Here is a 15,191-nt window from a genome sequence, read left to right as displayed (position 1 = left end):
GCATGGAGTCCACATGCCAGCTCTCTACGTGATGATCCCGGCCGCGCTGCTGATCGTGGCCATCGCTGTCTATATCTTCTTCTGGGCGGTCGACAGCGGTCAGTACGACGACCTCGACGGCCCGGCCCACAGCATTCTGTTCGACGACCAGGACCCGAACCACAAGGCCGCGGTCGACGAAGCCAGCGGCCATCCGGGCAAGCCGGACGACAAGGCACCGCCTCATGCTTGAGTTGGCGCCACTGCTGGTCTCTGCGGTGATTCTCGGTCTGCTCGGTGGCGGGCATTGCCTGGGCATGTGCGGCGGCCTGATGGGCGCGCTGACCCTGGCGATACCCAAGGAGCAACGCAGCCGCCGCTTTCGCCTGCTGCTGGCCTACAACGTGGGACGAATTCTCAGCTATGCCACGGCCGGCCTACTGATCGGCCTGGCGGGCTGGGCAGTCGCAAACAGTCCGGCGGCGATGTTCATGCGCGTCATCGCCGGGCTGTTGCTGATCGCCATGGGCCTGTACCTCGCCGGCTGGTGGAGCGGCCTGACCCGTATCGAAAGCCTCGGACGCGGCCTGTGGCGGCATATCCAGCCGGTTGCCAACACGCTACTGCCGGTGTCGAGCCTGCCCCGCGCATTGCTGCTGGGCGCGCTGTGGGGATGGCTGCCGTGCGGGCTGGTTTACAGCACATTGCTGTGGGCGGCGAGTCAGGGCAATGCGCTGGACAGTGGATTGCTGATGCTCGCATTCGGCCTCGGCACCTGGCCGGTGCTGCTGGCCACCGGGCTGGCGGCGGAACGGGTCACGGCGTTGTTGCGCAAACGCAGTGTGCGCATGACGGGCGGGTTGCTGGTGATGGTATTCGGCATCTGGACCTTGCCTGGCCCACATCAGCATTGGCTGATGGGGCACTAGACCTGTGGCGAGGGAGCTTGCTCCCGTTGGGGCGCGAAGCGGCCCTACTCTTTACCTGAAAAGAAGGGGACTGCTGCGCAGTCCAGCGGGAGCAAGCTCCCTCGCCACAAAAACCACCCGCGGCCACCGATGACCGTTGATGCAAATCAAGATGCCCCAGCGCCGCACCCCATAGACTCGCGGACACTGCCAGCCTATCCGGGGGAATGCCCGCATGATGCTCGACGCCATTCGTTGGGACACCGATCTGATCCGCCGTTACGACCTGGCGGGACCGCGCTACACCTCTTACCCGACCGCAGTGCAATTCGACGGACAGATCGGCACATTCGACCTGTTTCACGCCCTGCGCGAGAGCCGCAAAGCCCTGCGCCCCTTGTCGTTGTATGTGCACGTGCCGTTCTGCGCGAACATCTGCTACTACTGCGCCTGCAACAAAGTCATCACCAAGGACCGTGGCCGCGCCCTGCCCTATTTGCAGCGCCTTGAGCAGGAAATCCAGCTGATCGCCTGCCACCTCGACCCGACGCAAAAGGTCGAACAACTGCACTTCGGCGGCGGCACACCAACCTTTCTCAGTCACGACGAACTGCGCCAGTTGATGGCTCAGCTGCGCAAGCACTTCAACCTGCTGGATGACGATTCCGGCGACTACGGCATCGAGATCGACCCGCGCGAAGCCGATTGGTCGACCATGGGCCTGCTCCGTGAACTGGGCTTCAACCGGGTCAGCATTGGCCTACAAGACCTCGACCCAGCGGTGCAACGGGCGGTCAATCGCCTGCAAAGCCTGGAAGAAACCCGCGCCGTGATCGACGCCGCCCGGACCCTGCAATTTCGCTCGATCAACATCGACCTGATCTACGGCTTGCCGAAACAGACACCGGACAACTTCGCCCGCACGGTCGACGAAGTGATTGCGCTGCAACCGGACCGGCTCTCGGTGTTCAACTACGCGCACCTGCCGGAACGCTTCATGCCACAACGGCGAATCAACGGCAACGAACTGCCGACGCCGGCGCAGAAGCTGGAAATGCTCCAGCGCACCATCGAACAACTGACCGCTGCCGGTTACCGCTACATCGGCATGGACCACTTCGCCCTTCCCGACGATGAACTGGCGATTGCCCAGGAAGAATCGACCCTGCAGCGCAACTTTCAGGGTTACACCACGCACGGTCATTGCGATTTGATCGGGCTGGGGGTGTCGGCCATCAGCCAGATCGGCGACCTCTACTGCCAGAACAACAGCGACCTGAACCAGTACCAGAACGCCTTGGCCGCCACTCAACTGGCGACTAACCGCGGCCTGCTGTGCGCAGCCGATGACCGCGTGCGGCGAGCGGTGATTCAGCAGCTGATTTGCAGTTTCAACGTCGAATTCGCCGAGATCGAAAAGGCCTTCAACATCGACTTTCGCGGTTACTTCGGCGAGCTGTGGCCACAGTTGCAGGGTATGGATGATGACGGATTGATTGAACTGAATAATGAACGAATCAACGTGCTGCCCGCCGGACGATTGCTGGTGCGCTCGGTGTGCATGGTCTTTGATGCCTATCTGCAGCAACAAAATCGCCAGCGCTTTTCACGTGTTATTTGAGGTGGCGGCAAACTCGCCACAGGCTGGCCCGAATGTCCTCCCGTGAGTTACCCTTACGGCTTATGTGTGTTTTCCCACAAGGATTGAAGAAATGTCCGAGCCAGTAAAACTGCGCGCTCACAGCCAGGCTCATTGCAAGGATTGCAGCCTGGCCCCCCTCTGCCTGCCACTTTCTCTGAATCTGGAAGACATGGATGCGCTGGACGAAATCGTCAAACGCGGCCGTCCGCTGAAAAAAGGCGAGTTTCTGTTCCGCCAGGGCGACACCTTTGATTCTGTTTATGCAGTACGCTCCGGCGCCCTCAAGACCTTCAGCCTGAGCGATAGCGGTGAAGAACAGCTCACCGGTTTCCACTTGCCGAGCGAACTGGTCGGCCTGTCGGGCATGGACACCGAAAAGCACCCGGTTTCGGCGCAAGCCCTCGAAACCACATCGGTGTGCGAAATCCCCTTCGAACGCCTCGACGAACTGGCCCTGCAACTGCCGCAGCTGCGCCGTCAGCTGATGCGCGTCATGAGTCGCGAGATTCGCGACGATCAACAAATGATGTTGCTGCTGTCGAAGAAAACGGCCGACGAGCGCATCGCCACGTTCCTGGTCAACCTGTCGGCACGTTTCCGCGCCCGGGGGTTCTCGGCCAACCAGTTCCGCTTGAGTATGTCGCGCAACGAAATCGGCAATTACCTGGGCCTGGCGGTGGAAACCGTGTCCCGGGTGTTCACGCGCTTCCAGCAGAACGAACTGATCGCCGCCGAGGGCAAGGAAATCCATATCCTCGACCCGATCCAGCTCTGCGCCCTGGCCGGCGGCTCGCTCGAAGGCTGACAGCAACAATTGCGGCTGAGCGAAACGGTTCAGCCGCCGTTATACTGCGACGTTTGCAGCCTGCCAGGATTCTTCGACCATGGCCTTTGACGCCTTCGACATCAAATCCCTGATCCGCCCCGTGATCGACTTCCCGAAGCCGGGCGTGATCTTTCGCGACATCACCCCGTTGTTCCAGTCGCCCACGGCCCTGCGCTTCGTGATGGACAGCTTCGCCCATCGGTATGTCGAGGCGGACTTCACGCACATCGGCGCCATGGATGCCCGTGGTTTCCTGATCGGCTCGGTCCTGGCCTATCAGTTGAACAAGCCGTTGGTGCTGTTTCGCAAGCAAGGCAAACTGCCGGCCGACGTACTGGCCGAGGGCTATGCGACCGAGTACGGCGAAGCCTTTCTCGAAGTGCATGCCGACAGCTTGTGCGAAGGCGACTCTGTGGTGATGTTTGATGATCTGATCGCCACCGGCGGTACGCTGATTGCGGCGGCGAACCTGATTCGGCGCATGGGCGCGCGGGTTCATGAAGCGGCGGCGATTATTGATCTGCCGGAGCTGGGTGGCTCGCAGCGGCTGCAAGAGATGGGGATTCCTACTTTCTGCCTGACGCAGTTTGCGCTTACCGACAAGTAAAGCGGCGTCTGCACCGACGCCATCGCGAGCAGGCTCGCTCCCACATTAGATTGCTGTCGAACACAAAGTTTGTGTGCACAGGAGATTCAATGTGGGAGCGAGCCTGCTCGCGATGAGGCCAGCAGCCACACCACCCACTAAAGCCCCATCTGCTTGCTGATAATTTCGTTCATCACTTCCCGCGTCCCGCCGCCGATCGACAGAATCCGGTTATCCCGATACAGCCGCTCCACCAGACTCTCGCGCATATACCCGAGGCCACCGAGAATCTGCACCGCATCTGTCGTGATCCGGTCAGCCGTGTCGGTCGCAAAATTCTTGGCCATGGAAATCTCCTTGATCACGCTCTGTCCCGCCGCCATTTTCGCCGCCTGTCGGTAAGTGAACTCCCGTGACACCTCCAACGCCGTGGCCATTTCCGCAAGGCGATGTTTGAGCACCTGAAACTTGCCGATGGGTTTGCCAAAGGCTTCGCGCTGACGCGCCCATTTCAGGCCTTCCTCCAGCGCCAGCTGCGCCGTCATGTTGGCCATCAACGCCAACGCCAGGCGTTCGCTCTGGAAGTTGCCCATGATGCAGGCGAAACCCATGTTCTCGACGCCGATCAGATTTCCCACAGGCACCCGGCAGTCATCGAAGAACAGCTCGGCCGTGTCCGACGCCCACCAACCCATTTTCTTCAACTGACGGCCGACGGTGAAACCGGGCGTGCCCTTTTCGATCAGCAGCAGACTGATGCCGCCGAAACCCGGCTCGCCAGTTCGCACCGCAACGGTGTAGAAATCGGCGCGGACGCCACTGGTGATAAAGGTTTTGCTGCCGCTGACCCGGTAGAAGTCGCCGTCACGCACTGCGCGGGTTTGCAGGTTGGCCACATCGGAGCCGCCGCTGGGTTCGGTGACGGCCAGCGCGCTGATTTTCTCGCCGGCCAGCACTTGCGGCACGACACGATCACGCACTTCCGGCCTGGCCCACTTGAGAATCGGCGGCAGGCCAATGTCCAGTGAACCAAGGCCGGCCACCAGCCCGCCGGAGCCGCAGCGCATCAGCTCCTCGCTGGCCGCGACCTTGGCGAACACATCACCTTCGTGGCTGCCGCCCAGGGATTCGGGATAACCGATCCCCAGGATTCCCGCCGCACCGGCCTTGAGGTAGAGCTCACGGGGAAAGCTTTCAGCTTCTTCCCACTGATCAATGTCCGGAAGAATCTCGCGCTCGACGAAACGTCTGACGCTGTCGCGGACCAATTGGTGGCTGGGATCGAAGTATTCCTGAAAGGCAGGCATCGGCGAGCTCCACTGAAGGTTCAGCGAAGTTAACCGAGCGCTTGCTTGGTTTTCAATAGAATTGTGTGAATCAGATGGACCGCGTTGCCCGCATCGCGAGCAGGCTCGCTCCTACAGGGGGATTTGTGATAACCGCAAATCCAGTGTGGGAGCGAGCCTGCTCGCGATGGGGCCCGCTCAGTCACTACAAGGCTATCGGCTTGCGCCCCGCAAACGAATGCGCCAACGTACCGCCGTCCACCAGCTCCAGCTCGCCTCCCAACGGCACACCGTGGGCAATACGCGAAGCAACCAGGCCTTTATTGCTCAGCAACTGGGCGATGTAATGCGCCGTCGCCTCACCTTCCACGGTCGGGTTAGTGGCCAGGATGACTTCAGTAAACGTGTCCGCCTCTTCGATCCGCGCCAGCAGCTGCGGAATACCGATGGCCTCAGGCCCCAGCCCGTCGAGCGGCGAGAGATGACCCTTGAGCACAAAGTAGCGACCGCGGAAACCGGTCTGCTCCACGGCATAGACGTCCATCGGACCTTCCACCACGCAGAGCAAGGTGTCGTCACGGCGAGTATCGGCACATTGCGGGCAAAGATCGTCTTCGGTCAGCGTGCGGCATAACCGGCAATGGCCCACCCCTTCCATGGCCTGGCTCAGTGCCGAAGCCAGTCGCGAACCACCGCTGCGATCACGCTCAAGCAGTTGCAGCGCCATGCGCTGGGCAGTTTTCTGACCGACCCCCGGCAAAATTCGCAGGGCATCGATCAGTTGGCGAATCAAAGGGCTGAAGCTCATGGGGAAACGTCCGACATAACAACGAGACGCGGTTTATACCCGCGCCTCTGTTTAGCGTCAATTATTCAGTCCTGAGCGACCCTTACCACCAGTTTGCCGAAGTTGCGTCCTTCCAGCAGACCGATGAAGGCCTCGGGTGCATTCTCCAGACCATCGACCACGTCTTCGCGAAATTTGACCTTGCCGTCTCGCACCCATGGCGCCATGGCGCTGACGAACTCCGGCTGACGATCACCGTAGTCGTCGAACACGATAAAGCCCTGGATGCGTACCCGTTTGGTCAGCAAAGTGCGCTGCAATTGCGGCAAGCGATCCGGGCCGGTCGGTGCTTCGCTGGCGTTATAGGAAGCGATAAGGCCACAAAGTGGAATGCGCGCTTTGGCATTGAGCAGCGGCACCACCGCGTCGAACACCTTGCCGCCGACGTTCTCGTAGTAAATATCGATACCCTCGGGACATGCCTGCGCCAGCTCATCGGCGAAGTTCGGGCTCTTGTGGTCGACGCAGGCATCGAATCCCAATTCCTCAATCACGTAGCGGCATTTTTCCGCACCGCCCGCCACGCCAACCACACGCAGGCCTTTGATCTTCGCCACCTGGCCAACCACCGAACCCACCGCGCCCGAGGCAGCCGCAACTACCAGGGTTTCACCGGCGTTGGGCTGGCCGATGTCCATCAGGCCCATGTAGGCGGTCATGCCCGGCATGCCCAACACACCCAGGGCCATGGATGGGGTCGGCAAACCGCTCGGCACCGGGATGATGTTGCGGCCATCGCTGATGCTGTGGCTCTGCCAACCGGTGGCGCCCACCACCAGATCGCCTTCGTGGAATTTCGGGTTCAGCGAGCGCTCGACACGGCTGACAGCGCCACCGGTCATCACCTCACCGATTTCCACCGGTGCGGCGTAGGACGGCGCATCACTCATGCGACCGCGCATGTAGGGGTCCAGCGACAGGTATTGAGTCTTGAGCAGGACCTGGCCGTCGACAAGGTCGGGTAGCGCTTCCCTTTCCAGGCGGAAATTCTCCGGGGTCGGCGCGCCTGTGGGGCGGGACGCCAGGACGATGCGTTGGTTGAGGGTCAGTGGATCAGACATGTCAGCGTCTCCTTGAATGTTGAATTCGATGGTATAGGGAGCAGACCTTTGTGGTGGTATGGCGTTCGATGTTTCTTCAGGCGGACCGGGGTGACTTCATCGCGAGCAGGCTCGCTCCCACAGGGGATCGCATTCCAATGTGGGAGCGGGCTTGCCCGCGATGGCTGCCTCAAAGGCCCCACTTTTCCAACAGTCAAAAACAAAAATGCCAGGAACGATGCCTGGCATTTTTTTGTAGCTCATCCGACGCGCTTTGGCGAATCAGAATGGCAGTTTCATACCCGGTGGCAGTTGCATGCCAGCGGTCATGCTGCCCATTTTGTCCTGGCTGTTGGCTTCGATCTTGCGCACGGCGTCGTTGACGGCAGCGGCGAACACGGCCTCCAGCATCTCTTTATCATCCTCGCTCAGGCCTTCAACCAGGCTTGGGTCGATGGTCACGCGCTTGACGTCGTGACGACCGGTCATCACCACGGTAACCATATCGCCGCCGGCTTTACCGGTGACTTCGGCGTTGGCCAGTTCTTCCTGCATCTTGGCCATTTTTTCCTGCATCTGCTGCGCCTGCTTCATCAGGCCGGCCATGCCACCTTTCATCATGGGAATCACCTCAAAAGTACTTGGATTTAAACAGCGCTCGGCCCGCAGGGCCAAACGCCTTCAGTTATTAGCCCTGACTGACCAGGGCTTCGACAGGTTCAATAGTATCGTTGCGGACCACCGCACCGAACTGTTGCATCATTTGCTGGATGAACGGATCACCGTGGATCGATTCCTCGGCCTCGCGCTGACGGTTCGCACGACGACGGGACGCGGCCTGGGCCGGGGTTTCCTGCTCGGGCTTGATCAGCTCCATGCTCAGGGTCAGCGTACGCCCGTGAAACTGGTTCAGCGCATCGTTGAGACGCCGTTGCTGGGTCGCGTTGAACAAGGCGCTGTGGGCCGGGTCCAGGTGCATCAGCCAGTTGTCGCCATCGACGGCGATCAGGGTGCAGTTGGCGGCGATGCTCCCGGTCATGCCGGAGATCGGCAGTTTCGGGAACAGCTCCAGCCACTGCAGGGCCAAACCGGTGGCTGGCATGGCGGCCGGCTCAGGCTCGGCTTCCGGCGCGGGCTCGGCGGTGTGCTCGCTGGCCAGTTCATCGAGGTAGCTGTAAGCCGAATCCATGTCGGGCTCGATGTAATCTTCGTCCAGCGGCGGCTCGTCATCCAGGTCCACGCCCGGGGTGGCGGCGTCGACTTCAGCCACTGACGGCTCCGGGATCGGCGCTGCGGCCCACTCCGGCGCGTCCGGCACCACGCTGTCAGGCGTCGGCAATGGCATGGGCGGCAGATCGGGTTGTTCGCTGGCCGTTTCCAGGACCGGCTCGACGGCGGGTTGCTGGACGGGTTCGGGCTCGACCGGGTCATTCCACGGCAAGTCGACCACCGCTTCGATCGCGACAGGAACAACCACCGGCTTGGTCACGACGACGGGCGCAACGGGTTCAGGTTCTGGAGCGGGTGCAGCGACCGGCTCTGGCGCCGGCGCAACGGGTGCAACTGCCACAGTGACTACCGGCGCCACAACCGGCGCGGCAGCCACTGAATTTGCGGAATCAACTGTGGCCTGGCTGATCCCCACTGGCTTTAGCGGTTGCCTCGGGGCGTCCGCAGTGTCTGCCGGTCGGAACGCGAGCATTCGCAGCAAGACCATTTCAAAGCCACCACGAGGGTCCGGCGCCAGCGGCAAGTCGCGGCGGCCGATCAGACCCATCTGGTAATAGAACTGCACGTCTTCGGCCGGCAAGGCTTGAGCCAGTGCCAGCACCCGATCGCGGTCGCCGTGACCGTTGTCGACACCTTCAGGCAAGGCCTGTGCGATGGCGACACGGTGCAACACGTTGAGAATTTCCGAGAGTACGCCGTTCCAGTCCGGGCCTTGTTCTGCCAGATGGCGGACGGCTTCGAGCAACGCCTTGGCGTCGCCTTCGATCAGCGCATGCAGAACGTCGTAGACCTGACCATGATCAAGCGTGCCGAGCATTGCGCGCACGTCGGCGGCCATGACCTTGCCTTCACCGAAGGCAATGGCCTGGTCGGTGAGGCTCATGGCGTCACGCATCGAGCCGTCGGCGGCGCGGCCCAGCAGCCACAGTGCATCGTCTTCGAACGGCACGTTCTCGACGCCCAGCACGTGGGTCAAATGCTCGACCACGCGTTCCGGGGTCATGTTCTTCAGGGAGAACTGCAGGCACCGGGAAAGAATGGTTGCAGGAAGTTTCTGAGGGTCGGTCGTCGCCAGGATGAACTTGACGTAGGGCGGCGGCTCTTCAAGGGTTTTCAACAGCGCATTGAAAGAATGGCTGGAGAGCATGTGCACTTCGTCGATCAGGTAGACCTTGAAGCGCCCACGGCTCGGCGCGTATTGCACGTTATCGAGGAGCTCGCGGGTGTCCTCGACCTTGGTCCGGCTCGCGGCGTCGATCTCGATCAGGTCGACAAAGCGGCCCTCATCGATTTCGCGGCACACCGAACACTCGCCACAAGGCGTCGAAGTGATACCTGTTTCACAATTCAGGCATTTGGCGATGATCCGCGCGATGGTGGTCTTGCCCACACCGCGCGTACCGGTGAACAGGTAGGCGTGGTGCAGCCGCTGGCTGTCCAAGGCATTGATCAGAGCCTTGAGCACATGGGTCTGGCCGACCATTTCGCGGAACGAGCGCGGACGCCACTTACGTGCAAGAACCTGATAACTCATCGAAAACCGTCGCAACGAAGGAACAGAAGCGGCTAATGCTAGCGGAGCAAGGCCAAAATTGCATCCGGTGCGCTCGTCTAATCTGGCTAAGATGCACTTTGGGGGGCTTTTATCGGCTCAGGTTTGCGATGTACCGGAGCGTTTATGCGTTTAGCCTTGGGGGCACTGCTGTGGATAAGTCTGAATGTCGCCGCCGCCGAAGCGCCGCTGCGCTTTGTGGTGCCCGACAGCTGGGCGATGCCGATGGTGCAACTGGAACGCGGGCACGTGACACAGGGCATCCTGTTTGACGTGATGCTCAGCCTCGCAACCCAGGTCGGCGTGCCAGCCGAATTCCATGTGCTGCCACGGGCGCGGGTGCAAAACGCCATGGAACACGGCGAGGTCGATGTCCGCTGCTATGCCGCGCAGTCCTGGCTGCCGAATCAGTCCGGTGACTACATCTGGAGCATTCCGCTATGGTTTCAGCGCGACATGCTGATCAGCCGGCAGAATCCGTCGACCTCAATGGTGCTGGCGAACCTGCAGCCACAAGCTGTCGGCACGGTAAATGGCTACAGTTACCCGACGCTGCAACCCCTGTTCGAGGCGAACCGACTGCACCGCGAAGACGCGCGCAACCAGGAACAAGTCCTCGAAAAACTTTCTGCCGGGCGCTATCGCTACGCCGTGAGCAATCAATGGACGCTGGACTGGTTCAATCAGCGGCTGCTGCCCGGCCAGCAACTCAAAGGCGTGGCGGTGCTGCAGGAACAGACCGTCGGCTGCTACGTGCGCAACGACCCCAAGGTGCCGGTGCAACGCATACTGCGCACGTTGCTGCGGATGAAAATGTCGGGGGAGATTGATGACATTATCCGGCTTTATATTGGCGGCCCCGGAAACCCGTGAACTGAACCTGTGAACTGAACCTGTGAACCTGTGGGAGCGAGCCTGCTCGCGATAGCGGTCTGCCAGTCAACATTGACGGTGGCTGACATATCGCTATTGCGAGCAGGCTCACACCCACAGGGGTCCAGCGGTGATCTCAAGACATCAGCCGACCTGATCCAGCACCTGCCATTGCGGCGGCGCGACAAACCCCGCGACCCAATCCGGCACCTCGGCGGGCGGCATCGGCCGGGCGATGAAATAGCCTTGGGCAACGTCGCACCCCAGTCGCAACAACAGCTCCCCGTGTTCGATACTTTGCAGCCCTTCGGCAATCACTTGCCGGCCAAACGCTCGGGCCAGGCCGATTACGGCCGTGGTCAGCGCCAGATCATCGCGATCATCAAGAATGTCGCGCACAAACGATTTATCGATCTTGATGGTTTGGGTGCGCAAACGCTTGAGGTAGCTCAGCGACGAATAGCCGGTGCCGAAGTCGCCCAGCGAAAACTGCACCCCAAGTTCCTGACAGGCCTGCAAACAGGCGCTGACGTGCTGGATATTCTCGATCGCCACCGATTCGACGATTTCCAGGTCGAGCATCTGCGGAGCAACGTCGGCATGCCGGGCGAGGACGTGCCTGAGCCGCTCGACGAAATCCGCGCGCTGAAAATGCCGTGCCGCGATATTAATGCTGATCGGCCAGCCCTGCCCCATCTGCTGCCAGCGATGCAACTGCGTCAACACCTGATCCATCACCCATTCACCGATGTCGATGATCAGGTCCGTCTCTTCCACCAGCGGCAAAAAATCCCGGGCCGGCACCATGCCGTTCTGCGGATGCTCCCAGCGCAACAGCGCCTCGAAACCCACAACCACACCAAGGCGCATGTTGACCTTGGGCTGGAAATGCAGACGCAGCTCATCGGCGATCAACGCCTGACGCACCCGCTCGACCGTCTGGTGAGTGGCCTTGACCTCTTGATCCCTGGACACATCGAACAGATGAAATCGGTTGCGACCGCGCTGCTTGGCCACGTACATGGCCTGATCGGCGTGCCTCAGCAGGGTTTCGGCATCTTCATTATCGAGGGGAAACAGCGTGACGCCGATGCTGGCGAACACATTGATGTCCTTGCCATGCAAGGTGTACGGCGCCGAAATCGCCCCCAGCACCCGGTTCAGCGCCGCGCGCAATTCCGGCAGGTCCCGCACATAACGCAGCACCAGCACGAATTCGTCGCCGGCCAACCGCGCCACCACATCCTCGCCACGCACGATCTGGCGCAGACGCTTGGCCACTTCCACCAGCAACTGATCGCCACTGGCATGCCCATAGCCGTCGTTGACCGCTTTGAACCCATCGAGGTCGAGCATGCACACGGCGAGCGGAATGTTTTCCTGCCGGGAGAACTCCAGCGCCTGGTCCAGCAGATCCGAGAGGAACGCGCGATTGGGTAGCCCGGTTAGCACGTCATGGCCGACCCGCCATTGCAGGGAATGCAACATCTGGCGTTTTTCGCTGATGTCGAAACGAATCGACAGGTATCGATCAACCCGTCCGGTGGCGTCATTGAGCACCGGCACCATGGTGCTTGCGACCCAGTACAGGCTTCCATCCTTGGCGCGATTACAGATGTCGCCCTTCCAGACGTTACCCAGTGCGATGGTGCGCCACATGCCGGCGAAAAAATCAGCGGTGTGCTCGCCGGAATTGAGGAGACGATGGTTCTGCCCGAGCAACTCTTCGCGGCTATAACCGGACACGGCGCAGAACTGATCATTGACGTGGGTAATCCGGCCGCTCAGGTCGGTCTCGGAAAAAATGGCGGCGGCATCCACGGCCCTGCGGTATTTCTCATCCATGAATCAGGCTCGCTGTCGCTAGCGGTGGGACTGCGCAAACACGTTTTCACTCCATGACCCGCATTTGACGACCTCGCAGAACCGAAGATCGGCTAGTCTCAAAAACCTCGTGCAAGGCCGGCGAGGGAGCGCAATGCTGGCGGTTTCGCATCGCCCATTTTCTGGAAACAGGTCACCAAACACCCCTTATTGGCGGCGATTCTACGAAACGCATCACATTTTGCAAAGCAAGGTGATGGATCATGCAGTTGTCTAATGCAAAAATCTATCGTTAAGTTCTTGATTCTAAATGGGAATTGAGCGATGCAAATTTCAAGTTTGGGTTCAGCCATCCGACGCTACCGCAAGGTCGCGGGGCTTACTCAGGCTGAACTTGGCGAAAAAACCGGTTTTGACCCCAAAACCATCAGCCGCTTTGAAACCGGAACCTATACCCCCAGCGTCGAAGCCCTGTTCCTGCTTGCCGAGGTGCTGGACGTAAAGCTGAAAGCCTTTTTCGCGGATCTGGGCGATGAAGATGAGCAGCGGGCGTATCTGTTCGGCGTCATTCACAAAGCCACCCCGAAGGATCTGGGAAAGCTGATTGCAGCGGTTGACCAGGCCTTGTCCAAGCCTTAGTGGCAAAAATGAAAAAAGGAGGCCGACGTGTCTGATACGACACATCGGCCTCCTTTTTGTATGTTCATTCTGAAAACGGAAACGACAAAACGCCGCCTGGAACAAACACCATGGCAGCACAACAAATTTGTATTTTTAAACCGATAACGCGAGAGAGGACTCGCGGTGCGTTATGGAGGCAACCCCACCAGCCACACCCCGGCACACAATGTTCCCGCTGTGGCTGCTTCCTTCCGGATCTGACCAGGTTCACGGGTAATCGTTGCGGGGGGACCGATGGGGTCACCATAACGACGCTCACCTGACGGCGAGCCGCGCCATTGTACCTGTCTGAGACGAAGTTACAACCGTTCGAGCGGATTAAAAATATGAATCAGGTCAAGGACATGCACAGGACGTGAAACATCACCGTTCGTAGCAGCTGTCGAGCCTGCGAGGCTGCGTTCGGCTGCGAAGCAGTCGTCAATTCGGGACTACCGATTTACCTGAAAGACCGCGCCGCCTGATTTTACGACTGCTGCGCAGCCGAACGCAGCCTCGCAGGCTCGACAGCTGCTACAAACGGACGCGCCGTGTGCAGGATTAGAGGTCTTGCAGCACCTCATCCGCCCTGCCGCCCGCTTGCTGGATCACCAGGTGGATGAAGTGCAGCTTGGCAATCACCGCCGGGGGCAGGACGAATGGATAGAAGTCCGGCTGGCCCATGCTGCGCGACAGCTCGTTGAGCATGCCGGCCAGTTCGATCCACGCATTGACGAACGACAGGAACGCCGCGCCGCCGGGATGCTGTGGATCGTAGAGCGTCTCGGACGGAAACGGCTGATAGTCGAAATCCATTTCCCGCGCGCTCATGCCAAACCCCAGCGCCGTGTCCACCGCGTCCATCATGTGCAGGTAATGCGCCCAGGTTTCCGCCCAGTCTTCCCACGGATGCATGGTGGCGTAGGCGCTGACGCATTGTTGCTGCCAGTCGAGCGGCGCGCCTTGCTGGTAATGGCGTTCGAGGGCGTCGGCGTAACTGGAACGTTCATCGCCGAACAGGCTGCGGAACGGTTCCAGCCAGTGACTGTTGGCGATCAATCGGTCCCAGTAATAGTGCCCGACCTCATGCCGAAAATGCCCGAGCAGCGTGCGATAAGGCTCGTGCATCTGCACCCGGACCTTTTCGCGGTGGGCGTCGTCGGCTTCCTTGATATCGAGGGTGATCAGACCGTTGGCGTGCCCCGTGGTCGGCGGCTTGCCTTCAAGGTCGACACCAATGAAGTCGAACGCCAGGCCGACATCTTCGTCGACCGTTTTGGGAATCACCTGCAAACCCAGGCTGACCAGCTGCGCGACCAGACGACGCTTGGCAGTTTCGACCTTGCGCCAGCGTTCGTGGTTTTCGGCAATCGACAGGTCCGGGATGGTGCGATTCAGGCTACAGGCGATGCACAGCGCATCGTGGTCATTGGCCGGCAGCAACCAATTACACGCGGCGGGAGAATCGAGATTGGCGCAGCGCCGGAACACACCGGCTTCAGGATCGGCGTCGAGCAGCCAAGTGTCCGCCTGCAAGCCTGGCTGCAGCGAGGACAGGCGGCTCTGCTCCGGCTGATAACCCAGCGCCGCCGAACAGGCCAGGCACTGGCTGTTGCGAAAGAACAGCGATTGCCCGCAGCGGCAATGCCAGACCTTGCTGTTGCGCGAACTTTCGCCGATGAAGGGCGCGGCGATGCGCGAACTGAGCTGTTCGAAGAAGCGGTACATGACGATCTCTCCCTGGGGCTTGCCAAGACTAGATCATTGCTGCGCGAAGATCGTTCCCACGAGAACACCTGTGTGAATTGCTTTTGTGGTGAGGGGATTTATCCCCGTTGGGTTGCGAAGCAACCCCAAAACAAAGCAACCCAGATGGACCAGGCATACCGCGCGTGCCGATTTTGCGACGACTGCGTCGCCGAACGGGGATAAATCCCC

General features: G+C 60.4%; 14 protein-coding genes and 1 other RNA gene. 7 read left to right on the top strand and 8 right to left on the bottom strand.

The features are described from left to right. Positions 1-13 precede the first annotated feature (13 nt). The 5 genes from ccoS to ACRC4F_RS20420 all read left to right on the top strand — a co-directional run bounded on the left by ccoS (position 14) and on the right by ACRC4F_RS20420 (position 3,962). Complete coding sequence (gene ccoS, locus ACRC4F_RS20440) at positions 14-232, top strand: cbb3-type cytochrome oxidase assembly protein CcoS (RefSeq protein ID WP_438660965.1); 219 nt, start codon at positions 14-16, stop codon at positions 230-232. After that, entirely contained in the window at positions 225-908 is a 684-nt protein-coding gene (locus ACRC4F_RS20435; protein ID WP_438660964.1) for a sulfite exporter TauE/SafE family protein, read from the top strand. Before ccoS ends, ACRC4F_RS20435 begins: the two co-directional genes overlap by 8 nt. A 217-nt stretch (positions 909-1,125) precedes the next feature. Then, on the top strand, positions 1,126-2,508 hold the full coding sequence (gene hemN / locus ACRC4F_RS20430; protein WP_438660985.1) for an oxygen-independent coproporphyrinogen III oxidase: 1,383 nt from the start codon (positions 1,126-1,128) through the stop codon (positions 2,506-2,508). Positions 2,509-2,599: 91 nt separating this feature from the next. Further along, on the top strand, positions 2,600-3,334 hold the full coding sequence (fnr, locus tag ACRC4F_RS20425) for a fumarate/nitrate reduction transcriptional regulator Fnr (protein WP_438660963.1): 735 nt from the start codon (positions 2,600-2,602) through the stop codon (positions 3,332-3,334). 79 nt (positions 3,335-3,413) lie between these two features. Continuing rightward, entirely contained in the window at positions 3,414-3,962 is a 549-nt protein-coding gene (locus ACRC4F_RS20420) for an adenine phosphoribosyltransferase (protein WP_438660962.1), read from the top strand. A 137-nt stretch (positions 3,963-4,099) separates the two neighbouring features. On the opposite strand, the gene ACRC4F_RS20415 is transcribed toward ACRC4F_RS20420, so the two are convergent. The 5 genes from ACRC4F_RS20415 to dnaX form a co-directional block, all read right to left on the bottom strand. Then, positions 4,100-5,248: an acyl-CoA dehydrogenase family protein gene (locus tag ACRC4F_RS20415; RefSeq protein ID WP_438660961.1), complete on the bottom strand. Its 1,149-nt coding sequence runs from the start codon at positions 5,246-5,248 to the stop codon at positions 4,100-4,102. 184 nt (positions 5,249-5,432) lie between these two features. Continuing rightward, positions 5,433-6,035 (bottom strand): recombination mediator RecR, encoded by a 603-nt coding sequence (gene recR, locus ACRC4F_RS20410; protein WP_438660960.1) that lies wholly within the window; start codon positions 6,033-6,035, stop codon positions 5,433-5,435. A gap of 65 nt (positions 6,036-6,100) precedes the next feature. Next, the gene (locus ACRC4F_RS20405; RefSeq protein ID WP_438660959.1) at positions 6,101-7,135 is read right to left on the bottom strand and encodes an NADP-dependent oxidoreductase; all 1,035 of its coding nucleotides are present in this window, start codon (positions 7,133-7,135) and stop codon (positions 6,101-6,103) included. Between the two features lie 261 nt (positions 7,136-7,396). Next, positions 7,397-7,735 (bottom strand): YbaB/EbfC family nucleoid-associated protein, encoded by a 339-nt coding sequence (locus ACRC4F_RS20400; protein ID WP_007933349.1) that lies wholly within the window; start codon positions 7,733-7,735, stop codon positions 7,397-7,399. A gap of 67 nt (positions 7,736-7,802) precedes the next feature. Beyond that, the gene (dnaX, locus tag ACRC4F_RS20395) at positions 7,803-9,878 is read right to left on the bottom strand and encodes a DNA polymerase III subunit gamma/tau (RefSeq protein WP_438660958.1); all 2,076 of its coding nucleotides are present in this window, start codon (positions 9,876-9,878) and stop codon (positions 7,803-7,805) included. Positions 9,879-10,022: 144 nt separating this feature from the next. On the opposite strand from dnaX, the gene ACRC4F_RS20390 reads away from it, so the two are divergent. Further along, positions 10,023-10,769 carry a substrate-binding periplasmic protein gene (locus ACRC4F_RS20390; RefSeq protein ID WP_438660957.1) on the top strand — a complete coding sequence of 249 codons (747 nt, stop codon included), beginning with the start codon at positions 10,023-10,025 and terminating at the stop codon, positions 10,767-10,769. Positions 10,770-10,913: 144 nt separating this feature from the next. On the opposite strand, the gene ACRC4F_RS20385 is transcribed toward ACRC4F_RS20390, so the two are convergent. After that, positions 10,914-12,614 carry a putative bifunctional diguanylate cyclase/phosphodiesterase gene (locus tag ACRC4F_RS20385; RefSeq protein ID WP_438660956.1) on the bottom strand — a complete coding sequence of 567 codons (1,701 nt, stop codon included), beginning with the start codon at positions 12,612-12,614 and terminating at the stop codon, positions 10,914-10,916. Between the two features lie 303 nt (positions 12,615-12,917). Between ACRC4F_RS20385 and ACRC4F_RS20380 the strand changes: the two genes are divergently transcribed. Continuing rightward, a complete protein-coding gene (locus ACRC4F_RS20380) occupies positions 12,918-13,232 on the top strand; it encodes a helix-turn-helix domain-containing protein (RefSeq protein ID WP_438660955.1) in 315 nt (104 codons plus the stop codon). Between the two features lie 182 nt (positions 13,233-13,414). On the opposite strand, the gene ffs is transcribed toward ACRC4F_RS20380, so the two are convergent. Continuing rightward, positions 13,415-13,511: signal recognition particle sRNA small type (gene ffs, locus ACRC4F_RS20375), an RNA gene on the bottom strand. Between the two features lie 303 nt (positions 13,512-13,814). Beyond that, a complete protein-coding gene (locus ACRC4F_RS20370; RefSeq protein WP_438660954.1) occupies positions 13,815-14,981 on the bottom strand; it encodes a zinc-binding metallopeptidase family protein in 1,167 nt (388 codons plus the stop codon). Positions 14,982-15,191: the final 210 nt, after the last annotated feature.

Origin of the sequence: Pseudomonas sp. (genome assembly GCF_051660785.1) — a bacterium.
Lineage (GTDB): Bacteria > Pseudomonadota > Gammaproteobacteria > Pseudomonadales > Pseudomonadaceae > Aquipseudomonas.
Note: the sequence above shows the minus strand (reverse complement) of the source record. Positions and strands in the feature narration are given on the sequence as shown.